Annotated in this window: 18 protein-coding genes and 1 pseudogene; 5 read left to right on the top strand and 14 right to left on the bottom strand. The window is 71.1% G+C overall.

Translation table 11 applies throughout. The features are described 5' to 3' along the window. Positions 1-56 precede the first annotated feature (56 nt). The 5 genes from AS594_RS47190 to AS594_RS47185 form a co-directional block, all read right to left on the bottom strand. On the bottom strand, positions 57-188 hold the full coding sequence (locus AS594_RS47190; protein WP_256096989.1) for a hypothetical protein: 132 nt from the start codon (positions 186-188) through the stop codon (positions 57-59). 521 nt (positions 189-709) lie between these two features. Next, positions 710-1,444, bottom strand: a complete 735-nt coding sequence (locus AS594_RS03160) for a phosphatase PAP2 family protein (RefSeq protein WP_069930233.1) — start codon at positions 1,442-1,444, stop codon at positions 710-712. A gap of 220 nt (positions 1,445-1,664) precedes the next feature. Then, positions 1,665-3,548 (bottom strand): bifunctional phosphatase PAP2/diacylglycerol kinase family protein, encoded by a 1,884-nt coding sequence (locus tag AS594_RS03155; protein ID WP_107357991.1) that lies wholly within the window; start codon positions 3,546-3,548, stop codon positions 1,665-1,667. A 61-nt stretch (positions 3,549-3,609) separates the two neighbouring features. Next, positions 3,610-4,512, bottom strand: coding sequence for a YihY/virulence factor BrkB family protein (locus tag AS594_RS03150; protein ID WP_079148314.1), 903 nt, complete (start codon positions 4,510-4,512; stop codon positions 3,610-3,612). Between the two features lie 189 nt (positions 4,513-4,701). After that, a complete protein-coding gene (locus tag AS594_RS47185; RefSeq protein WP_256098434.1) occupies positions 4,702-4,833 on the bottom strand; it encodes a hypothetical protein in 132 nt (43 codons plus the stop codon). On the opposite strand from AS594_RS47185, the gene AS594_RS03145 reads away from it, so the two are divergent. Together AS594_RS03145 and AS594_RS03140 are read left to right on the top strand one after the other, a co-directional pair. Then, positions 4,832-6,190, top strand: a complete 1,359-nt coding sequence (locus AS594_RS03145) for an APC family permease (RefSeq protein ID WP_069925547.1) — start codon at positions 4,832-4,834, stop codon at positions 6,188-6,190. The genes AS594_RS47185 and AS594_RS03145 overlap by 2 nt on opposite strands. Positions 6,191-6,374: 184 nt before the next feature. Continuing rightward, entirely contained in the window at positions 6,375-7,727 is a 1,353-nt protein-coding gene (locus AS594_RS03140) for a serine/threonine-protein kinase (protein WP_240508919.1), read from the top strand. A 99-nt stretch (positions 7,728-7,826) separates the two neighbouring features. Here AS594_RS03140 and AS594_RS03135 read toward each other — a convergent pair whose 3' ends face one another. Together AS594_RS03135 and AS594_RS03130 are read right to left on the bottom strand one after the other, a co-directional pair. After that, positions 7,827-9,023 carry a cytochrome P450 gene (locus tag AS594_RS03135; RefSeq protein WP_069925545.1) on the bottom strand — a complete coding sequence of 399 codons (1,197 nt, stop codon included), beginning with the start codon at positions 9,021-9,023 and terminating at the stop codon, positions 7,827-7,829. After that, positions 9,013-9,762, bottom strand: a complete 750-nt coding sequence (locus AS594_RS03130; RefSeq protein WP_079148315.1) for a cyclodityrosine synthase — start codon at positions 9,760-9,762, stop codon at positions 9,013-9,015. Before AS594_RS03130 ends, AS594_RS03135 begins: the two co-directional genes overlap by 11 nt. Positions 9,763-10,179: 417 nt before the next feature. Between AS594_RS03130 and AS594_RS03125 the strand changes: the two genes are divergently transcribed. Further along, positions 10,180-10,539 carry an STAS domain-containing protein gene (locus tag AS594_RS03125; RefSeq protein ID WP_069925544.1) on the top strand — a complete coding sequence of 120 codons (360 nt, stop codon included), beginning with the start codon at positions 10,180-10,182 and terminating at the stop codon, positions 10,537-10,539. A gap of 350 nt (positions 10,540-10,889) precedes the next feature. Next, positions 10,890-12,344 (top strand): annotated as a pseudogene (locus AS594_RS03120) (aminotransferase class I/II-fold pyridoxal phosphate-dependent enzyme). A 54-nt stretch (positions 12,345-12,398) separates the two neighbouring features. Here the strand turns inward: AS594_RS03120 and AS594_RS03115 are convergent. Both AS594_RS03115 and AS594_RS03110 read right to left on the bottom strand, forming a co-directional pair. Next, positions 12,399-13,604 carry an amidohydrolase gene (locus tag AS594_RS03115; RefSeq protein ID WP_069930231.1) on the bottom strand — a complete coding sequence of 402 codons (1,206 nt, stop codon included), beginning with the start codon at positions 13,602-13,604 and terminating at the stop codon, positions 12,399-12,401. A gap of 502 nt (positions 13,605-14,106) precedes the next feature. Beyond that, positions 14,107-15,114 (bottom strand): NADP-dependent oxidoreductase, encoded by a 1,008-nt coding sequence (locus AS594_RS03110; protein WP_176741072.1) that lies wholly within the window; start codon positions 15,112-15,114, stop codon positions 14,107-14,109. A 361-nt stretch (positions 15,115-15,475) separates the two neighbouring features. Between AS594_RS03110 and AS594_RS03105 the strand changes: the two genes are divergently transcribed. Then, positions 15,476-15,841: an STAS domain-containing protein gene (locus AS594_RS03105; protein WP_240508918.1), complete on the top strand. Its 366-nt coding sequence runs from the start codon at positions 15,476-15,478 to the stop codon at positions 15,839-15,841. A gap of 74 nt (positions 15,842-15,915) precedes the next feature. Here the strand turns inward: AS594_RS03105 and AS594_RS03100 are convergent, their stop codons facing one another. The 5 genes from AS594_RS03100 to AS594_RS03075 form a co-directional block, all read right to left on the bottom strand. Continuing rightward, complete coding sequence (locus tag AS594_RS03100; protein WP_069925542.1) at positions 15,916-16,761, bottom strand: DUF2637 domain-containing protein; 846 nt, start codon at positions 16,759-16,761, stop codon at positions 15,916-15,918. Positions 16,762-17,205: 444 nt separating this feature from the next. Continuing rightward, a complete protein-coding gene (locus AS594_RS03090; RefSeq protein WP_069925540.1) occupies positions 17,206-17,463 on the bottom strand; it encodes a hypothetical protein in 258 nt (85 codons plus the stop codon). Between the two features lie 280 nt (positions 17,464-17,743). Further along, positions 17,744-17,950, bottom strand: coding sequence for a hypothetical protein (locus AS594_RS03085; protein ID WP_069925539.1), 207 nt, complete (start codon positions 17,948-17,950; stop codon positions 17,744-17,746). Between the two features lie 192 nt (positions 17,951-18,142). Beyond that, the gene (locus AS594_RS03080) at positions 18,143-18,820 is read right to left on the bottom strand and encodes an alpha/beta hydrolase (protein ID WP_069925538.1); all 678 of its coding nucleotides are present in this window, start codon (positions 18,818-18,820) and stop codon (positions 18,143-18,145) included. Between the two features lie 315 nt (positions 18,821-19,135). Next, the gene (locus AS594_RS03075; protein ID WP_079148317.1) at positions 19,136-20,338 is read right to left on the bottom strand and encodes a heparin lyase I family protein; all 1,203 of its coding nucleotides are present in this window, start codon (positions 20,336-20,338) and stop codon (positions 19,136-19,138) included. Positions 20,339-20,487: the final 149 nt, after the last annotated feature.

Below are 20,487 nucleotides of genomic sequence, written 5' to 3'. Positions count from 1 at the left end.
CGCCCGCTGCAACGGGCAACCCCTCAAGAGCATGAAACCACCTGGTCGGTGAGCGGTCAGAGCAGCGGCGTGACTCCTTCGTTCACCAGGGCCAGTACGACCAGGATGGTGATGACGATGACCTGGATCACGCGTGCCCAGCTCAGGTTCGTGCTGCCCTGGATCGTCATTCGTGCTTTCACGTTCACGGAGGAATTCCCTTCGGGGGTGAGGGCCGGCGCAGTGTAGATCGAAAAGCAACACCGCGACAACAGTTTCTTCCGCATTTCGCAGCGTGGCAAGCCCTCGGCATGCGACCTGGGGGCGTCCTGAAGGCCATTCCTCACAGGGGAATTGCACTTGAGGAGCGAGTGTTCTGCAATTCGTCGGTAAGGGGTTCCCGGCGTGGAAGCCGGAAGCGGAAATTGGATGAGACACGCACGCCGGAACGCCCTCCGGCCCGCACGTGCCTCCCGCCTCGTCGCCCAGTCCGCCCCCGCACGGCGCGGGCGTCAATCCGTACACCGGGCACCGCCGGCCGGCGCCGACGGCATCGGTTCGGCCCTCGCGTTCCCGTAACGTTCCCTCCCGGGCGGCGAATTGGCGGTCGGCGGGGCGCGGCCCCCACCGGAGAAAAATCTTGGGCCGGTTTTCACGCCTGAAGGCGAGGGCGCTCGCGCCGCCCGGCGGACTTCATGAAGTGGTCACATCACGGCCCGCCCTGCCGCGATCACAGCGGCCGGCTTCGCCCACCGTGTGCGGCGACGGCGGGACGGTCCGCGTCGGCGATCTCCGGTTCCAGGCCCTGTGCGGGCGTCGTGGGAAGACGCCCGATGTCCGAACGCCAGGCCTCGAAGGCGAGCGCCGTAGCGGTGACCACGGCGAGGCCCAGGCACCAGCCGCCGATCACGTCGCTGACCCAGTGGACCCCCAGCGCCACACGCGTACCGCTGACGCCCAGAACCGCGACGACAGCGAGGACCCAGGGCACCGGGCGCCAACGCCGGGGCACCAGCGGAATCAGGACCAGCAGCAGAATGGCGCAGGAGGTCGTAGCCGTCATCGCGTGCCCCGAGGGGAACGAGAAGCCGGGACTGTGCGCCACCGGATCCGGCAGGTGCGGGCGGGCACGTTCGACGGTGTTCTTGGCCAGCAGACCGGCCGCGGCGCCTGCCAGCGCCGTGACCGCCGCCCAGGCCGCCAGCCGCCAGGCGCGGCGGCTCAGGAGCCACACCACGAGCACGGCCACCAGCAGGCGCATGGTCACCGGCCCCCACACGACATCCGTGAGGAACCGGAGGACGCGTACCAGCCAGGGGTGCTCAAGAACCTGTTGGTGCAGCGATGCGGCCGCGCCCCGGTCGAGCCGTCGCAACGGCGCCCACTGGGCCTCGACCAGCACCAGTGCCAGGGCCGCAGGCACGGCCGCCACCACGGTGGCGACGGCGGTGCCGGCCAGCCGCATGCCGAGCTTGACGTCCGGCCCCCAGTGGCGGGAGATCAGTGGTCCTACGCGTCGTGGCGGGCCGGCGGGGCGCCGGCGCTCGGATCGTTGTTCCATGGCGCGGTGCGCCTCCTCTCAAAGACCGTTACGGGCCTGGCCGAGCGGCGCGGGTGACGCCGGTGTGCCTCGCCCCGGGCGTACGGGGGCCGCAGGGCCGGGGTGCCGGTCGTCGTGCTCGCCGTCAGGGGGTGTGGATGCGGGGTGCGGGGTAGGGCCCGGACCGGAGGGCCGGTGCTTCGGTCTCCGAGGCCCCGGTGAGTGCGGGGTCCGTCGCCCGGGACGGGCGGGTGGCGGCGGAGCGCCGGCTCCTGGGCAACTGGACCAGCAGCGCGCCCGGTTCCACCTCCGCGACCAGTCGCGTGCCCTCGACGGCGCAGTCGCCGTCAACTTCGCGGGCCTGTGGCCCGGCGAAGCGGATGTCGACCCGGGCCGCGCTGAAGTACTCCAGGGCGCCGCGCGCCACGAGCCGTCGCGCAGACGGCCCGGCGGCCTGGGCCGTCCCCCTCGTCCCGGCCGTTCCTGTCATCCCGACAGTCCCTGTCGTCCCGACCCTCCCCCTCCTCCCGCCCGAGCGCCGGAAGTGGCCGGCCGTCATGCCGCGCAGCAGGTGCGCCGCCGCCGCGAGCCAACCGGCGGCGCCGACGGGATCGAGCAGGACCACCTCCAGCCGTCCGCTGTCGGGCCGGGCGTCCGGAAGGAGCGGCACGCCGCCCTGTAGGGCGCCGACATTGCCGATGACGACCATGCGCGCGCGTCGGGACAGGAGCTCGCCCGTGTCGAGCCGGATCGACAACCGCATCGGGGGATCGCCGAGATGACGTACGGCCGAGGCGACGTAGGCGAGCCAGCCCAAGGACGCCTTGAGCTGTGGTGAGGCGTCGCGCACCATCAACGCGTCGAACCCGGCACCGGCCATGACGGTGAAGCGGGTCGGCGCGATACCGTCCCCGCTCACCCGCCCGACGTCGATACGGACGCGGTCGCCGCTGAGTGCCCGGTCCAGGGCCGCGGCGGGCTTCACGGGCAACCCGAGGTTGCGCGCGAGCAGATTGCCCGTACCGCACGGGACGACCGCCAGGGCGGTGCCGCTGCCGGACAGCTCGTCCGCGCAGGCGCGTACGGTGCCGTCCCCTCCGCACACCACGACCAGGTCGACCCGCCCGGCCGCCGTGTACGCGGCGAGGTCGCCGCAGGGGCGTTCGGCCGTCGTCGACGTCCACCGCACATCGGTGCAGCCGTGACGGACCAGGACGCCGTGTACCTGCTGGGCCAACTTCTCCGTGCACGCCAGGGGATGGCGCACCACGACGACGCGCCGGACACCCCGGACGCCGCCGACGGCGCTCCCGGCGGCTCGGGCCAGGGGCAGGGGACCGCTCTCACGGCCGGCGGGCACCGGAGCGGGACGCCGGCGCGGCGCCAGCAGCGCGTACCCGATGACGAGCAGGGTGCACGCGCCGTTGACCAGGCCGCCCACCACATCGCTCGGATGGTGCATCCCCCGGTACAGGCGGGAGAAGGCCACGGTGGGCGGAACGACCAGCAGCACTGCCGCGGCGGCGTACCGCCACGGGCCGCGCAGCCGGGTGACCGCGAGTGTGGCCAGCCCGCCGTAGAGCGCGACCGACGCGCCCACGTGACCGGAGGGGAAGCTGGAGGTGGGCGGGGCCGGATCGAGATGGGGCACGTCGGGGCGCGGCCGCTCCACGCACAGGGTGATGAACAGGAAGAGCGCCGACTGCGCCGCGACCGACCCGCCGAGGAACACCGCCTCCCGCCACCGCGGCACGCGCGGCAGCACGACCAGCGCGACGACGCAGACAAGGGTGATGCCGATGATGCTTTCGGTGGAGGCGACGAGCGTCAGCCACTCGGTCACCGCCGTGGCCGGCCCGGTGCGATGCCCGGCGAACCAGGCGTTGACATCGCCCTCGGCCGCAAGGGGCCACCAGGAGGCGGCCGGGCCGGTGATCAGCAGACCCGCTCCCACCATCAGTGCCCACAGCGGTGGCAACAGCAGCAGGGGTCTGATCCGTCCGGCGGCCGTGCCGCTACCCGTTGTCATGTCCCACGTGTTGCCCGTCGCGGCCGGGTGAACCGTGATGGCCGGGGCGCATCACCTCGCGTCACACCGGGGGAGAGCAGGGGTCGGGCTTCTTCGGCCGTCCGTCCCGGGCGAGTTCGGCGTTGAACTGCGCCCCGCCCAGCAGGACGACGTGGGACACCCACAGCCAGACGAGAAAGGCCACCACACCCGCCAGGGAACCGTAGAGACGGTTGTACGTCGCGATGTGCGAGGCGTAGAACGCGAAGCCCGCCGAGGCCACGAGCCACAGCACCACCGCCAGCGCCCCGCCGGCCACCGTCTGCCGCAGCCCCCGGGACTCGGACGGCCCGGACCGGAAGAGCAGCAGGACCAGGGCGACGACCACCAGGAACAGCAGCGGCCACTTCAAGCCCGCCCACACGAGCGCCGCCTGATGGTCCGTGCCGGTTCCCCGGCCGATGGCACGGGCGATCCGTCCGGTGGCGGTCAGCGTCAGCACGCCGCTGACCAGCAGCGCCAGGACGGTCAGCGCCCTGAGCAGGATGGCGGGCAGCGTGCGCCACGCCGGACGGCAGTCCGCCACGCCGTACATCGCGTGCAGCGCGCGCCGGAACACGGCCAGATAGCTGGAGGAGGACCAGAGCGCCGCGCCGCCCGTGAGTACGACCAGCAGCCACGGGCCCGAAGCCCCCTGCGGCCGGCTGCCCAGTGCCTGCTCGAGCACCGGTCGGGCCGTGCGCGGTACGAAGGCGCCGAACTGTGCGATGACCTCCTCGGGGGAGCCCGTGCCGAGCAGCGCGATGGCGAAGACGATCACCAGCAGGGCCGGGAAGACCGCCAGGACCGCGTAGTACGTCAACGCGGCCGCCCAGTCGGTGAGGTCGTCCTCCCACAGAGCGACAGGCGTACGGGCCAGGGCCCTGGCGTACGCTCCGCGTTCGCCACCGCGCGCCGAGCCGCTTGCGGGGACACCGACCGCCATGAGACCACCACTCCGTTCCACCCTGCCCGCCCGCATCGCCGCTTCCTCGTCGCACGGCTGCCGACAGGCTCTCCTCCCTGCTGCCCGGCAAAGGTGCCCGCACGCCATGGCGCGGTGGTGAATCCGAGGCCGGCGGCCGGGGGCCCACCGGCCGCCGCCACGGCTCGCGCGTCATGCGCGATGAGGACGTCACGCGGGGTGGACTTCGGCGGCCGGTACGAAACGACGTCGCGGGAGTGCGCCGGCCCGTACAGCCGGGCGCGTGACGTCGGGCACGGCCGCGTGCGTGGCCGGGGCGATCGCGGGGACATGAAGCGGCATGTCGACAGTCGAGCAGCAGCCGCCCACAGCCACGTCCGGCCCCGCCCTCCAGCAGACCCTCACCACGGGACTGCTGTACTTCTTCATCCTGGGCGATGTCCTCGGCGCCGGGGTGTACGTCCTGGTGGGCGAGGTCGCCGCCGACTCGGGCGGGGCGGTCTGGGTGCCTCTCGCCGTCGCCCTCCTGCTGGCGCTGCTGACCGCCGCCTCCTACGCCGAACTGGCGACCAAGTACCCCAGATCGGGCGGCGCATCCCACTACGCCACCAGGGCGTTCGGACCGTTCGCCGGCTTCGTCGCCGGGTTCTGCATGCTCGCGGCCGGCGTCGTATCGGTCGCGGCACTCGCCCGGGGCTTCGCCGGCGACTACCTGACGGAATTCGTGACCCTGCCCGTCGGCCTCGTCGCGGTGGGCTTCCTCCTGGCGCTCGCACTGATCAACGCCCGTGGCATCAAGGAGTCGACCCGCGCCAACGCCGTCGCCACCGTCATCGAGGTCGGCGGCCTCCTCGTCGTCGTGGCCCTCGGCGCCTGGCTGCTCCTGCGCGGCGACGGCGACCTCGCGCGTCTCACCCGGCTCGGCACGCCCGAGAAGGGTGCCGCCGCCGCGGTCCTGAGCGGTTCCGTACTCGCCTACTACTCCTTCGTCGGCTTCGAGACGTCCGTCAACGTCGCCGAGGAGACCCGTGATCCCCGGCGGTCCTACCCCCGCGCCCTGTTCGGCGCGCTCGCCACGGCAGGGGCCGTGTACGTACTCGTGGGGATCGCCGCCTCCGCGGCCGTACCGACGGCGAAGCTCGCCGAGTCCAGCGGGCCGCTGCTCGAAGTCGTCAGGGCGGCCGGGGGTGTTCCGCCGTGGCTCTTCAGCGCCGTCGCGCTCGTCGCCGTGGCCAACGGCGCGCTGCTCACCGGCATCATGTCCTCGCGGCTCGCCTACGGCATGGCACGCGACGGATTGCTGCCCGCCCCACTGGCCCAGGTGCTCCCGCGCCGCCGGACCCCCTGGGTGGCGATCGCGGCCACCACCGCACTGTCGGCCCTCCTCGCCCTGACAGGCGGCGCCGCCACCCTGGCCTCCACCCTTGTGCTGCTCCTGCTCGTCGTGTTCCTCGTCGTCAACGCCGCCGTTCTCGTGCAGCGCCGCGACCGGGGACGGCCGGACCACTTCCGGGCCCCCACCGTGCTGCCCGTACTGGGCGCGCTCTCCTGTGTCGTCCTCGCCACGCAGATCGAGGCCCGGGTGTGGCTGCGCGGGCTCCTGGTTCTGGCCCTCGCGGTGGTGCTCGCCGCGATCGCCACCATGAGGCGGGCGGAGGGATCCGGCACGCCCGACGGTGACACCACGGTGGGCGCGTGACGCGGTCCGGGCGGTCGGCGCATCGGGAAGGCAAGCGATTCGAGGCGGATGGTGGACCGCACAGCGGGTACGCGATCCACAGCGTTGTCCATGTTCGTGCCTGCTCGTGGTGACAGTTACGGGAGACCAGATGAGGGTCCGCCAATCGCCTTTCCCTCCGGCGTTCCGGTTGTCCGCCGAAATCGTGGCCGGACGCTACCGGTTGGGAGCGAAGATCGGCACAGGAGGCGTCGCCGACGTCTACGAAGGGCTCGATCTCCGGCTCAGGCGGCCCGTGGCCGTCAAGGTCTTCCGGCCGGGCTCCGACCCGGAGATGGAGGAACGCTTCGCCGACGAGGCCGTACTGCTCGCCCGCCTGCGGCACCCGGGGCTGGTCACCGTGTACGACAGGGGCCGGCACAACGAGTGCGAATACCTCGTCATGCAACTCGTGAAGGGGCAGACCCTCCGCCGGCGGACCGTGACCGGGCCCCTGGAACCCGCGTACGTCGCCGAGCTGGGCGCCGACCTGGCGCACGCCCTCGCTCATGTGCACGCCGCCGGCATCGTGCACCGCGACGTGAAGCCCTCGAACGTCCTGCTGGATGACGCCGGACGGCCGCATCTCACCGACTTCGGCATCTCGCGGATGATGAACTCCACGAGGAACACGGCCTCGGGAGCCCTGATAGGCACCGCCGCCTATCTGGCGCCCGAGCAGGTGCTGGGCAGGGGAGCGGGCCCGGCCGCCGACATCTACGCCCTCGGACTCCTGCTGCTCGAATGCCTCAAGGGAGAACTCGAATACCACGGCGCTCCCCTGGAGGCGGCCTTGGCCCGTCTGCACCGGCCGCCGGAGATACCCGGCTCGGTGCCCGAAGGGCTGGCTCGCACGGTACGGGCCATGACCGCCCTGGAGGAGGAGGCGCGTCCCGACGCCGAGCAGTGTGCGCAGGCGCTGTCCGCGCTCGGCGGCGACCCGGGTTTCGTGCCGCCGCCCACGACTGCCGCGCCTGCCCCCGCCGGTCACAGCGGCCCCGCACCGGCCACGCTGAAGACCGCCGGGGCCCGGTACCCCTCGCGGCAACCGCACGGGCCGGGCCGGGCCCGCCACCTGCTGGCGGCCACGGGCACCGCGGTGCTCACGGCGGTCCTCGGTGCCACTCTCGTGGCCTCGGACAACCCGGGCGACCGAACCGCACGGTCGGCCGGCTCCACGCCGCCCCGGGCCGCCGCCGTGGAGCCGCCCTCCACCACCGCGTCCGCCGAGGGCCCCGGGGCGGTGGGCCGGCGGCCCACCGCGGCCACCACCGGACCCGCCCCGCAGGCTCCTGACCCGCCCGAGCCCGCCGCCTCGGTGCGGACGGCCGGGTGGACCTCGGGCGAGCCGGGCGGCAGTCCCGCCGTACGGGCACCGGCAGAGGACCGAACACGCGCCGCGCACGCCACCGGCACCGGCACGCGTCCGGGCTCCGCGCACCGCGACGACGCTCACAAGCCTCACGGCGAGGCGCAGGGGCAGAACAAGAACCGCCCCGGGAAAGAGAACCGCCGCTGAGCTCCAGCGAGCGAGGACGCGTCCAGCCCTACCGGGACTAGGGCGGCCGGACCCTGGGGGGCAGCGGCCACTCGTGGGCGGTTCCGGCCAGGCGGTCGGCTACCACATGACGGGGAGCCGCTCAGGCATCCGCTTCATGAACCTGGTCCGCCACACGAGCTGTTCGACGGGGACCGCCAGCCGGAAGTCCGGCATCTTCTCCAGCAGCGTCTCCAGGGCGATCTCCGCGTGCCTCTTGCCCAGCGCCGTCGCCGGGCAGTAGTGCTGCCCGCCCCCGAAGGAGAGGTGCGCGGTGTTGTTCTCCCGCGCCAGGTCCACCTTGTGCGGGTCGGCGAACGCGTCGGGATCGAAGTTGGCGCCCTCGACCAGGACCAGCACGAGCTCGCCCTTCTTCACCTCGACATCCCCGAGCGTGACGTCCTCCAGCGCGAGGCGCGGCAGGCCGTCGCCGATCGACAGGTTGATGCGCAGCAACTCGTCCACGGCCGCCGGGATCTTGCCCCGGTCGGCGAGCAGTTCGGCCGTCAGTTCCGGGTGCTGGATGAGGGAGACGAGGGCCATGGTCAGGAACCCGGACGTGGAGATCACGCCCGCGCCGAACATGGTGACACCGACGGTGGCCAGCATCTCGTCGGTGAGGTGGTCGTACTGCGGGTCCTCGCGCAGGGCCGCCAGCTCGGCCATCAGACCGGTGGTCGCCGGGTCGTCGAGGCGCTCCACCATGTACGCGATGTCGCGGTCCCAGTTCAGTTTCGCCCCGGTGACGGGGCACGCGGAGTTCATGAACGCGATGTCCAGGCTCCGCATCAGGCGCGGTGCGTCCGCCTTCGGGATGCCGAGGATGTGGCAGTGCATGCCCGCCGAGTACGGATCGGCGAACTGTCCGCGCAGGTCGGCCGGCGCGCCCTCCGCCATGAGGCTGTCGACCAGCTCGGCCGCGTTCGACCGCATCCACTCGACCAGACCCGGGGCCTTCGGGTTCAGCGCCTTGAGCACCGCCTTGCGCAGCCCGGCCCCGGTGATGTTCCCCATGTTGTTGACGACCTCGGGTGGGATCGTCAGGGCGTACTGCCGGGGCACACCCGGCGCCGAGGTGTCCTTCAGGCTGAACCGCCGGTCCTCCAGGACTTGTCTGCACAGCGCGTGGGACGACACCAGCCACGCCTCGTCGCCTGCGATCGTCCGCACCCGCTTGACGGGTTCCTTGCGCAACACCTCTATCTCGTCGGGCAGTTGGTCGCCGCGCCAGGAGAAGGGGAAGTCGATCAGCTCGTCGGGCAGCGTCTCAACGGACATCTGAGTCTCCTTGTGCGGGGGTGACAATGGCGTGGCCCTGGTTGCGGGAGGCACGCAGGCCCGAACCGCGCGAGTAGAGCAGCTCGGCCATCGGCAGAAGCTGGTGGTAGCAGTTGAGCGACGACGGGACGCCCAGGATCGCGGGTGTGTCCAGGAACAGTGGCGCTTCGGCGCAGACGTACTCCAGGCACACCGCGCGCTGCCGCTCGGTGGCGGTTCTCCCGTCCAGGACCTTGGAGGACAGGAAGGCGTCGACGAGCGCTTCGCACGTGGTGCGGAACTCCGCGTCGGTCCGCAGGCGGTTCTGGAGGTGGTCGTGAATCTCGCGGTACGCCGGGTTCGAGGTGAACGCCGACATGGGGTGGGCGCGCAGCCGTGTGCCGTCGGGATCGACGGTCTGCACGGCGTTGGACACCTTGGCCCGTACGCCGCGAAGGTTCTTCACGGCCTTGCGCCGGGCGTCGTCGGCGGGATAGCCGGAAGCCTCATACATTTCGGCCACGTGGAGGTCGGTATAGACGAAGTCCACCTGGTGGAAGTGCTCGATGCCCCAGCGGGCCAGGTCGATGACGCGCTGGGCGGAGAAGTAACTGTTGCCGGGTGAAACGCCGATGACGGCGTGGGCGCCCTCGGCGCATATCACCTGGCAGTGGGCTGTGTAGGGCTGGATCTGGAAGAGTCCGGCGGGTGACGCCGGCGGGGTGAAGGGCTGGCTTTCGAAGACGGTCTCAGTCGTCAACTGGAAGGGGTCCTTCGCGTCGCTAGTCCCGGAGGAGCCTCGTGCTCCTGGTGTGGCGACGACGCCGTGAAGTTAGCTTCCGGACACGGAGAGTGTCAACGACGGTCCACGGCCGGAGGTTTGTGTATACGCTTCCGTTTCCTGCTCGTCATGCTGAAGTCATGCGGTATTAACCATTCCGCCCTGCTGGGTGTCGGTTCCCTGAAAGTTGACATGGGGCAACGGTTGTGTGCGAGGGTGTGAGGACGCCAGCCTGGTCTGGTGGGAGGCCCCGCGCCGCCCTTGTGGTCAGTTCGTGGCCGGGGCGCGGTACGGGTGGTCTTACTTGGCTGTGCGCGGTCCACGCCGCGCGCTTGACGGCTCCGCCGGTCCGCCGGCCGCCGTGATGGGCTCGACCCCTGGATTGAGGGGCGAACCATGAAGAGTTTCACCGTAACCGTCGAACAGCAGCCCGGCCTGACACTCATCACCGTGGCCGGGGAGCTGGATTTGCAGACCCTCCCCGCCGTCGAAGACGCCACCGTCGTCGTACCGCTCGGCGGCAAGGTGCTGCACGTGGAACTCTCAGGGGTGCCCTTCATGGACTCCAGCGGCTTGAACCTGCTGCTGCGCCTGCGCCGCCGCATGCGCCAGGAAGCCGGACACCTGGTGGTGTCCGGGCTTCAGGAGCAGCCGGCCGGCCTGCTGCGTCTGACCGGAACGTACGAGCTGCTCACCGCAGCCGACAGCGTCGGCGTGACGTCGCCCGTCGGCCGGCGGTCACCGTCGCGGGTCTGATACGCCGCCGTCGCTTCTCGGTGCCGAGCCCGCATGTACCTCATGGGTTGATGAGAGGCGCAGCGCCGCGCCGAACCGCCGGCCCCGCAGGTCGCGTTCGGTGTCATACGCACCAACAGGGCGGCGAATGGGCCCACGTTGCCGACCGGTCAAGGCCGCACCGCTGTCCCGGCGGGCCGCACGTACCGCCTCACCCGCCGGCACCGGCCGCAGCCCCGCCCGCCCCGACCGCGCGGGCGGCGCCATCGGAACGCGGCACGTCGTCCGGTCCGGCGCCGACGCGGCAAGGAGCGCATCGGCCGGGCCCGCGGTGGGTTTTTGCCCCGTTTTCGTGGGGAACCCGCTGTGCCATGGACCACTCACAGGTACCCGTGCTCGACGCGCTGGCCGCGTACCATGCCCAGAAGCAGACCCCCTTCACTCCGCCCGGCCACAAGCAGGGGCGCGGAGCCGACCCCCGCGTGCGCGCGGTCCTCGGTGACGCCGTGCTCCACTCCGACGTGCTCGCCACCAGCGGCCTGGACGACCGGACCTCGTCCAAGGGCGTCCTCGCGAAGGCCCAGGAGCTGATGGCCGACGCCGTCGGCGCCGAGCACACCTTCTTCTCGACCTGCGGCAGCTCCCTGTCGGTCAAGGCCGCCATGCTGTCCGTCGCCGGGCCGCACGAGAAGCTGCTCGTGGGACGTGACGCGCGCGAGGCCGTGGTGTCCGGCCTCGTACTCGCCGGGATCGTGCCGATCTGGGTGGACCCCCAGTGGGATCCCGAGCGCCACATCGCCCACCCGCCGTCCGCCGACGCCTTCCGCGCCGCCTTCGCCGAGCACCCCGACGCCCGGGGCGCCCTGGTCACGACACCGACGCCGTAGGGCACCTGCTCCGACCTGCCCGCGATCGCCGAGACGTGCCACGAACACGGCGTACCGCTCATCGTCGACGAGGCATGGGGCGCCCACCTGCCCTTCCATCCGGACCTGCCCACCTGGGCCATGGACGCCGGCGCGGACGTGTGCGTCACCTCCGTCCACAAAATGGGCTCCGGGCTCGAACAGAGCTCGGTCTTCCACCTCCAGGGCGACCTGATCGAACCCGAGGTGCTCAAGAACCGCGAGGACGTGCTGGGCACCACCAGCCCCTCCGTACTCATGTACGCCGCTCTCGACGGATGGCGCCGCCAGATGGTGGAGCACGGCCACGCCCTCTACGACGACGCGCTCACGCTGGCGAAGACCGTACGGGCGCGGATCGCCGAGATCGACGGCATGCACGTGCACGGGCGCGAGGACTTCTGCGGCCCCGGCCGGGCGGCCGACCTCGACCCCCTCCAGGTCATCGTCGACATCAGCCGCCTCGGCACCACCGCCGACTGGATCCGCGAACACCACCGGATCAACCTGCACCTGTCCGACCACCGGCGCACCAGTGCCCAACTCACCCACGCGGACGACGCCGACAGCGCCGACGCGCTGATCGCCGCGCTGCGCGATGTCGTCGACCATGTGGACGAACTGCGGCCCGCTGCTCAAGTGGAGATCCCGGACCCGGCCGACCTGCGGCTGGAGCAGGTCCTGCTGCCGCGCGACGCCTTCTTCGGGCGGACCGAGCAGGTGCCGTGGGAGAAGGCCGTCGGCCGCGTCAGCGCCGAAATGCTCACGCCCTACCCGCCCGGCATCCCGGCCGCCCTTCCCGGCGAGAAGCTCAACTCCGAAGTCCTGCGGTACCTGCGCAATGGCGTCGACGCGGGCATGGTCGTACCGGACGCGGCGGACACCGAGGTCAAGACCGTACGGGTGAGCCTGGAGGACTGACGTACGGCGACCCGCACGCCACCGGGACGCGGGCAGGCGGGCGCCGGCCCCCCGTCACAGGCCGGCGGCCGCCTTCTGCCGGAAGGACGCCCAGGCCCGCTCCGGTACGTCCGTACGCAGCAGGACGTCGGCTGCCGTACACGCCAGCGCCTCCGCCGCGGCCAGCATCACCTGCCGCGCGCGGGGACCGGCCGCCGCCTCCGCGAACCGGGGCGTGTGGTCCGAGGCGTCCGAACCCGTGATGGCGACGAACGGATGGATCGCGGGCACGCGTGTGCTGACGTTGCCGATGTCCGACGAGCCCAGGTACACGCCCGCCGCCGGTTCCGACAACGGGATGCCCGCCCGGCCCAGGTGGTGGGCGAACAGCCCGGACAGCACGTCGTTGTTACGGAAGTGCTCGTACCGGCCCCCGACGTCGGTCACCTCCACCTTCGTACGGGTGGCCAGCGCCACGCCCTGTGCGCACGAGCGCAACTCCTCCACCAGGTCCTCCAGCGCCGACGTGGTCCCGCCGCGCAGCCCGAACAGCCCCTCCGCGTATTCGGGGACGATGTTCGTGGCCCGGCCACCGTCGGTCACGATGCCCTGGATGTGCGATCCGCCGGGAAGCCGCCGGTGCAGCACGCCGAGCGTGTTGAAGAGCTGGATCAGCGCCCCCAGCGCGTCGATGCCCTCCGTCGGACTGCCGGTCGGGTGCGCGGCCCGCCCGTGGAACCCCACCCGCACCTGCGCGCTTGCCGTCAGCGGCGCCCAGGACCAGTCCTGGACGCCGGGGTGGAACATCAGAGCCGCGTCCACCCCGTCGAACAGGCCCGCCTCCACCTCCGTGACCTTGCCGCCGCCGCGCTCCTCCGCTGGCGCCCCGACGGCCAGCAGCGTCCCGGCGAACTCGCCGAGTGCGGCCCGCGCGGCGAGCGCCGCACCGAGGCCGGCCGACGCGATCAGGTTGTGGCCGCACGCGTGCCCGAGCAGCGGCAGCGCGTCGTACTCCATCAGCAGGGCCACGCAGGGGCCTTCGCCCGCGGCGGCGGCGGTACCCGTACGAGCGACGAAAGCGGTCGGCAGCCCGGCCGCGCCGCGCTCCACCCGGAAACCCTCCCGTTCGAGCTCGTCCGCCAGCAGGCGGGCCGCCCGGTGCTCCTCGTATGCCGTCTCCGGTTCGCGGTGCAGCGCGAGGGCCACGTCCCAGAGCCGGTCCGCGCGGGCGGCCACCTCTTCTTTGACGCGGGCGTACAGGGAATCCGTGGTGTGGGACACGTGGGCCTCCTCGAACCGGTGCGTTTCCTCGCATCGCACGTGTTCCACCGACTCCGTCGCCCGATGCCTCGAAGCGCTTGTCGAACGGTTGAAGTTCGCGAGGGGGGATGGGATGCCGGACGTACGACTGGTACGCGCAGGACACGATCTTCTTCTCCCTCAGGGGCTGACCCTGTGCAGAAGCGGCGGGGCCGAGCCCGCGAAACCGGCGTCGACGAACCCGCCGCACCCGCGCGCCCGGTAGGAACGACTTCCCGCGCATGACATCCCCGCCACGGGGCATCAGCACTACAGCACCCAGTCAGGCGGCCTCCCCCCGCTGCCTGACGCGGAGAGGCCGCGCGAACCCACCCCCCTGGGGTCGCGCGGCCGTTGCTGTTCCCGGTCGACCAGAGGGGCCCGTACTCCTGATCGTGGAGCCCGTGCCGCCACGAAGGCGTTCGTCGACACCTCGGGTCGTGCACGTCCCCAGTGCGACGTGTATATCCCGGTCACTCCGCGGTCATGCCAGTTCCAGCACGAGCTTGCCGACGTTCTGGCCGCGGAAGAGCATGTGCAGCGTCTCGGGGAAGTCGTCCACCGTCCCCTTCACCACATGCTCCTTGACCTTGAGCCGGCCCTCGCCGATCCACCCGGCGATCTCCTGTGCGGCCTGCGCGTAGCGCTTCGCGTAGTCGAAGACCACGAAGCCCTCCATGCGGGCACGGCGCACGAGCAGGGACATGTAGTTCGACGGGCCCTTGACCGGTGTCGCGTTGTTGTACTGGCTGATCGCGCCGCAGATCACTACGCGAGCGTGCATGGCCAGCCGAGTCAGCGCGGCGTCGAGGATGTCGCCGCCCACGTTGTCGAAGTAGACATCGATGCCGTCAGGGGTCTGCTCGCGCAGCGCACGCTTGACGTCGCCGGCCCGGTAGTCGATCGCCGCATCGAATCCCAGTTCGTCAGTGAGCACCGCGCACTTCTCGGGCCCTCCGGCGATGCCGATGACGCGGCAGCCCTTCACCTTGGCGATCTGGCCGACCGTCGTGCCCACCGCGCCCGCCGCGCCGGAGACGACGACGGTTTCGCCTTCCTTGAGGGCGCCGACGTCCAGCAGCCCGAAGTACGCGGTCATGCCGGACATGCCCAGCGCGCCGAGGTACGTCGAGGGCGGTGCGAGCGAGGTGTCGATCTTCAGGGCGCCCTTGCCGTCGGACACGACGTGCTCCTGGACGCCGAAGGTTCCCACGACGTGATCGCCGGGCTGGAAGCCAGGGTGGTTGGAGGCGGTCACCTCGATGACCGATCCCGCGCGCATCACCTCGCCGAGCCCGACAGGCGGGAGATAGGAGGGGCGGTCGTCGAGCCAGCCGCGCATCGCGGGGTCCAGCGATATGACGCGCGTCCTGCCCGCGAACTGGCCGGGGCCGGGTGCGTCGACGGGGACGGAGACGTGTTCCCAGTCCTCAGGCTTGACGTCACCTGTGGGGCGGGCTGCCAGACGGATCTGGCGGTTGGTCGCAGGCATGAGGCCTCCTGTCGCGGCTATGAACCACTGACCATACCGACCAGCAGGTATGCCTGTGGCTGTGAACTGCGCCACTTTTCACCGGCGGTGCGGGCGGCCGTTCGGCGTGCTCGGGTGGCGGCCGGTCGCTCACGGGGCCTCGGTGGTCCGGACGGTGAGATCCTCGCGCCGCAGGTGCTGCCCCCGATGGCGCGAAAGCTCCCGTACCGTGCCTCAATATCTACGTCGCCTGCTGTAGTTTTCCTCGGGCTCGGCAAGGAGCTAATCTACTTCCAGAATGTCGGCCGGGCGTACGTGCCCGGTGTGAGGAGGAGCCTGCCGGCGTGACCGCCGGACCGGCTCCCGGGCGATGAGGGGAAACGTGAGCAAGGCAATGGGGGCTGCGGCTCGCGTCGAAGTACTGCCCGACATGGACGGCACGCGCGTCATCGTCTGTTCGGGAGAGTTCGACATGGAAACCGAGGGTGCGCTCCGCCAGGCATTGGACACCGCTCATCATGACGGCACGACACTGACTGTCGTCGACCTGGCCGGCGTCTCCTTCGCCGACTCCTCCATGCTCAACACGCTGATCGGAGCCCACAATCGCCAGCCCCTCGTCCTCGCCGGCCCTCTCGCTCAGCAGGTGATCAGACTCCTGGAGGTCACCGGCACCGACTCGTTCTTCCATCTCGCCGCGGACGCGAACAGCGCCCGTGCCACCAGCCCCGCCGTCGCTCCCCGGTAGGCACCGTCCGGCCGGCGGTCTCGCCCGCACGCTCGACCAGTGCCCCGACGCGCCCGTCCTTCTGGGCGGGCTGGTCAGGACGAGGCGCGATGGTGCCGGGTGGGGTGCTGGCGAAAAGGCGGCCGGTCGCGGTTGCGGTGTCGTGGGTTGGCCTGCCGTGGTGGACGGGTGAGGGTGATCTGCCGTACGAGCTGCTGGAAGCAGGCCAGCGCGGCCAGCGAGGGGAGTGCGGCCGCCGCGGCGTCCACCACTGTGTGCGGCGCCTGCGCTACGCACAAGATCATGGAGACGGTGGAGAACAGCAGGACGACGGCCCAGGAGTGTGCCGCACGGCGCTGATGGAGAGCGGCACGCAGAACCGACAGAGAAGCGACCATCCACGGTCCGTAGACCAGCAGGGGCCACCACCGGACCGTAGCGCCGGACGTGCGGTGCTTGGCGAGGTGGCGCAGCGGGTCGTAGGCGACCATGCCGCCGAAGACGCACACCATGGACACGACGACCGCGGCGAGCGCGGCGAGGAAGAAGCTGGTCGTCTGTAGGGCCCCGACCGCGCGTTTCCTGCGTGCGGGGGCGCGGCGACGGCGGGAGGGGGCGGTGCGCAGGGGCGGCAGTTCCGCGGTGATCTGCGTCAGCCCCGCGAGGGGGGCACCGGCACCTTCGGTGGCCGGTTGTTCAGCGGTGTCCGGCGGGTCATGGATCTCCGCGGGCGGGGCGGCGCTCCTCTCGTTCTCCATGGCTTCGTGCAGAAGGTGGGCGAGTTCCTCTGCCGGGTCCCAGTGCGCGTGCAACTGGTCGACCAAGGTCGGAGGCTGGTCGGCCGCCTGCGGAAAGCCGTCGGCCGGGCGGGGCCAGCTGGGCGGGGTGATCCGGGGGGAGGACGGCTCGGGGCGGCTGTGGCGGCCGCGCGTCTCACCCATGAAAGGGCCGCCGGCCGGGGTGACCGCCGGTCCGGGCGTCCGGTGCGCCCGACGTTGTGGCGAAGCCGGCTTCGATGCTGCCCAGTCGTGCCAGCAGCTCTTCAAGGAGCGAGGCCGAGTACCGCAGTTCGACGCACCGGTCCTTGTCGTGCAAGGTCGCGTTCGGCCCCCAGATGGGATGGCCGACAGCAGGGGTGAAAACCCAGTCCCCCATCCGGACAGCAGGCGCGGTGCTCTTCACGCCGGTCGGATGCGGTCCTGCGGAAACCAGTCGACTTGCTCTCGTCATACTCAGGCCAACGCAGTCTGGATTAGGCAGGATGCGCGGCAAACGGGTGGCTGCCTTGTCGCATTTGGAGTAATTCGGCCTAGTGATTTATCGGTTCTGCGAGGCGCTCAGGTATATGGGCCCGTCACTTGCCCCCTGCCGCTGAGGGGAGGGGCTCAGCTGTGATCGTCGGGCGTGTCACCGTGTCGCGCCGCGTCCGGGGCGGCAAGGGTGCCCCTCTCGGCCGTTTGTCCGGCCGGCGAGCCCGCTGCTTGGGGGCCGGGGCCGGTCAGGGCCGCCCTGAGCCGGCGGTGGCGCCGGAGTTCGATGACGTCGACGTGCCGCATCCGGCTGGCCGGGGACGGGACGACCGTCCACAGCACGGTGCATGCCGAAGCGCAGGCAATGGTGATCAACAACATGATGTCCGTCACGAGAATCCCTGGTTACGCCACCATTCCTGGCGGCAAGCGGGCCGCGCCTTCTGGAAGTTCGCCCGTTGAGCGCGCGATAGCACCCGCATAACGGCCCGGCATATGCCGGGTTACGCAAGTTGCCAGGATTCGAACCGGCAGGAGCAGTGGAACGTACAAGCGGAAAACCGGTCGTACGTCTCACGCCGTGCGACCGGCCCGCGCCCGCGGTCCATTCTTGGCGGCGACGGGCGGGGCCGGTCGGCCCCGCGACGCGGCCCGTGACGGCGGCGTGATGGGGCTATGTCCGGGCCAGGGGGCCACGGGCCTGCTGGGGGGCAGGGGCGGACGCGTCCGGGCAGTGCGGGGAATGGTCCTTCCAGGTGTCGGCGTGGTCTTCGGGTGCACCGAGGCGGATTTCGCCGCGGGTGCACCGCTGGGCTCGGGTTGTCGACGGCAGGCCGTGGAATTCGCGGGCGTCGGCGGACAGGGTGCAGTGCTCGATCATGTGCTGCCCTGTTCCCCGTCAGCGATTCTAAAGTGCGGCTTCCTGTCCTTCGTTCTGGTGGCGACGTTCGTAGCGTGCTGACGTCCGCGCAGGCCGGCGGGGGACAGGGCGTGTGAAGAAGTCCGCCAGGGCTCACGTCACGTGCGGGAGCCTGTCACCGCGTACCCCGGTACCCGCTGGTCGCCGCGTACCTCAGTCGCCTTCCGGCTCGCAGCGCGTGTCGCCGGGAGGGAGAGCGCCGGTGAGCAGGTAGCGGTCGACGGCGGAGTCGACGCACGCGCTGGTGGTGCTGTTGAACGGGCTGTAGACCCCGTGCCGGAAGGTGTCCGGCAGGGTCACGAGGCGTGACGCCGTCAGTGTGCGGTGCAGGCTCCTCTGATGCCGGTAGAGAGCCGCCGGGTCACCGGTGGAGCCGACGAGCAGGGCCGGTACGTCGTTGCGGAACGCGGTGGGCGGTTCGACGGGCGCGGAGGGCCAGAACGAGCAGGGCGTGATGTTGCGAAGGAGCGGGCCGTACAAGGGGTCACGGTCCCGGTGCGCCTCGATGTCCGCGAAGTAGTGCTGGGGGTTACGGGACGTCGCCGCCTGGTCGGCGCACAGGATGGCGGTCTGCGCCGATGCGGCCCCTTCTGTGTCTGGTGCCGAACTGAGCCGCAGCATCTGGTCGAGAGCGGGACCGGGAGTGGCGGGCAGGCCCGCGGCGGCGTCGGCCAGGACGCGGACGTCTGCGGCGAAACTCCGGTAAGACTCGTCGCTGTCACTGCCCAGTGGCTGCAACAGGATCGGCAGCAGGCCGCTGCCGACCTGGTGGGAGCCGACCCGCAACGCGCTTTCGGCGGCCGCCTCGTTGATGCGCAGCACCGTACGCATGACGTCGGCGGTCGTGTCACCCAGCCGGAAGTCGGAGTCGTGCCGGGCCGCCCACGCCGCCCAGTCCCTGAGTGCCGCGTTCCATGCGGGGCCGTTCTCCCGCAGCCCGTCGGGCGATGCGCTTCACCCCCACCCTGAAGGGTGGAGCGCGGCGCAAGATCAGAGGTAGACGGGCGGACGAGAGCGCACGGCAGGACGGAATTGCGCGCGCGGCCCGAGGCGCCGGAAGTGACAGCGGTCGGCCTGCCCGACCGCGACAGCGGGCCGGACCCGCCGCGGTGTGCGGCGGGCCCGGCCGGGCAGTCTTTCGCTTCGCTAGAGACCGAGTGGCCTCGCTTCGGTGATGCTTGCCCAGTCGTTCTCGGGATTCGCCCAGAACGAGATCTTGAGGTACCGGGCGTCCAGGGCGCCCGAGGTGAAGTGCACCGTCTCCGGCGCCGTGGTCGTCCCGGAACTGCGGCCTTCCCACACCTTGGTGTACGAGACGCCGTCCTGTGAAGCGTGGATGGTGTAGTCGTTCCACCGCAGGTCACCGCGGTGCCAGGCCACGGTGGCGCCGCAGAGCTGGCGGGGTTTGCCCGTGTCGAGGATCAGTGCGGCGCCGAATCCTCGGCCGGACCAGCGGGTCGTCAGGTTGTTGTCGACGGCGTGGGAGGGTGGGTTCGCGGCCTCGTACGTGGTGGCGGACGCGGCGGCGACCACCGGGGCCCGCGTACAGGCTCGCTGGGGCGTGATGTCCCGGTGGACGGCGCGTTCGTCGCCCAGACGCAGAGCGTCGTAGTACATCACCCGCTGCGTGGTACTGGAGGGAGCTCCGGTGTTCCAGTCCCACTTGTAGATACCGAACTTGAAGTAGGGCGACCGTGGTCCGCCGTCGTGGGTGGCGCCGGTCTGGTGCACGACGCGTTCGCCGTTCTTCCATACCTGGAGGAGGCCGGTGCTGTCCGTCCTCCAGGTGACGTGGAAGACCCAGTCCACCCAGGCCCCCGTGGTGTAGGCACCCAGATCGATGGGCTCACCGCGGAAGTCGATCTTCCAGCGTCCCTCGTCGGTCAGAAGGGCCAAGGGGGGAGAGGTGCCCGGGCATCCGACGTCGCAGTGGTGCCACTGGCTCACGATCTCGGCCGAGGTGTCGTGGGTCCATGTGTTCGCGAGGTTGATGCTGAAGCCGTACCACCGGTCGGCGCCCGCGGGTTGCTCGTCGCGCTGCGAGATCTCCGCCCGTTTGCTGCTGGAGACGACCGGATCGGATTTGCGCAGCTCGAAGCGGGCTGCGTGGGAGCCGTCGCGCGTGGGGCTGGTGACGTTGGTGGCGCCGTACGAAGTGGCCCACTGCTTGTTGAGACCGGCCGGTGCCGTGGCCGGGAGGGTCCGGTCGGCCGACTGCTCCCAGTCGAGGGTGCGTTGCACGCCGACGGGATCGGCCATGGCTGTCTGTACGGGTGCCAGTGCCACTCCCGCGGCCAGCATTGTCGAACTCACTGCGACGATCCATGCTCTGATACGTGACCTCTTCATGCTCGAGCTCCTTCGTAGGACGCCAAGCGAATGGTTTCGTTCGTCCGGCCCCGAGGGCGGGGCGCCGGCGCTCACCCGCCGCCGGAGCCCAGGAAGTCTCCGGCGGCGACAAGCGGCGGTTGGGGCGGCAGGCGGCGGTTGTACGGGAC

Origin of the sequence: Streptomyces agglomeratus, from assembly GCF_001746415.1 — a bacterium.
In the GTDB taxonomy this organism is placed as follows: Bacteria; Actinomycetota; Actinomycetes; order Streptomycetales; family Streptomycetaceae; genus Streptomyces; species Streptomyces agglomeratus.
Note: the sequence above shows the minus strand (reverse complement) of the source record. Positions and strands in the feature narration are given on the sequence as shown.

What these genes read in the sequence shown, in the direction of transcription:
- AS594_RS03080 (WP_069925538.1), bottom strand. Translation starts at nt 18,820, where the DNA reads ATGCGTACGGTGCTGCGCATCAACGAGGCGGCCGCCGAAAGCGCGTTG.
- AS594_RS03085 (WP_069925539.1), bottom strand. Translation starts at nt 17,950, where the DNA reads ATGATCGAGCACTGCACCCTGTCCGCCGACGCCCGCGAATTCCACGGC.
- AS594_RS03075 (WP_079148317.1), bottom strand. Translation starts at nt 20,338, where the DNA reads ATGAAGAGGTCACGTATCAGAGCATGGATCGTCGCAGTGAGTTCGACA.
- AS594_RS03125 (WP_069925544.1), top strand. Translation starts at nt 10,180, where the DNA reads ATGAAGAGTTTCACCGTAACCGTCGAACAGCAGCCCGGCCTGACACTC.
- AS594_RS03160 (WP_069930233.1), bottom strand. Translation starts at nt 1,444, where the DNA reads ATGCGGCTGGCCGGCACCGCCGTCGCCACCGTGGTGGCGGCCGTGCCT.
- AS594_RS03135 (WP_069925545.1), bottom strand. Translation starts at nt 9,023, where the DNA reads ATGTCCGTTGAGACGCTGCCCGACGAGCTGATCGACTTCCCCTTCTCC.
- AS594_RS03155 (WP_107357991.1), bottom strand. Translation starts at nt 3,548, where the DNA reads ATGACAACGGGTAGCGGCACGGCCGCCGGACGGATCAGACCCCTGCTG.
- AS594_RS03110 (WP_176741072.1), bottom strand. Translation starts at nt 15,114, where the DNA reads ATGCCTGCGACCAACCGCCAGATCCGTCTGGCAGCCCGCCCCACAGGT.
- AS594_RS03145 (WP_069925547.1), top strand. Translation starts at nt 4,832, where the DNA reads ATGTCGACAGTCGAGCAGCAGCCGCCCACAGCCACGTCCGGCCCCGCC.
- AS594_RS03100 (WP_069925542.1), bottom strand. Translation starts at nt 16,761, where the DNA reads ATGGGTGAGACGCGCGGCCGCCACAGCCGCCCCGAGCCGTCCTCCCCC.
- AS594_RS03150 (WP_079148314.1), bottom strand. Translation starts at nt 4,512, where the DNA reads ATGGCGGTCGGTGTCCCCGCAAGCGGCTCGGCGCGCGGTGGCGAACGC.
- AS594_RS47185 (WP_256098434.1), bottom strand. Translation starts at nt 4,833, where the DNA reads ATGCCGCTTCATGTCCCCGCGATCGCCCCGGCCACGCACGCGGCCGTG.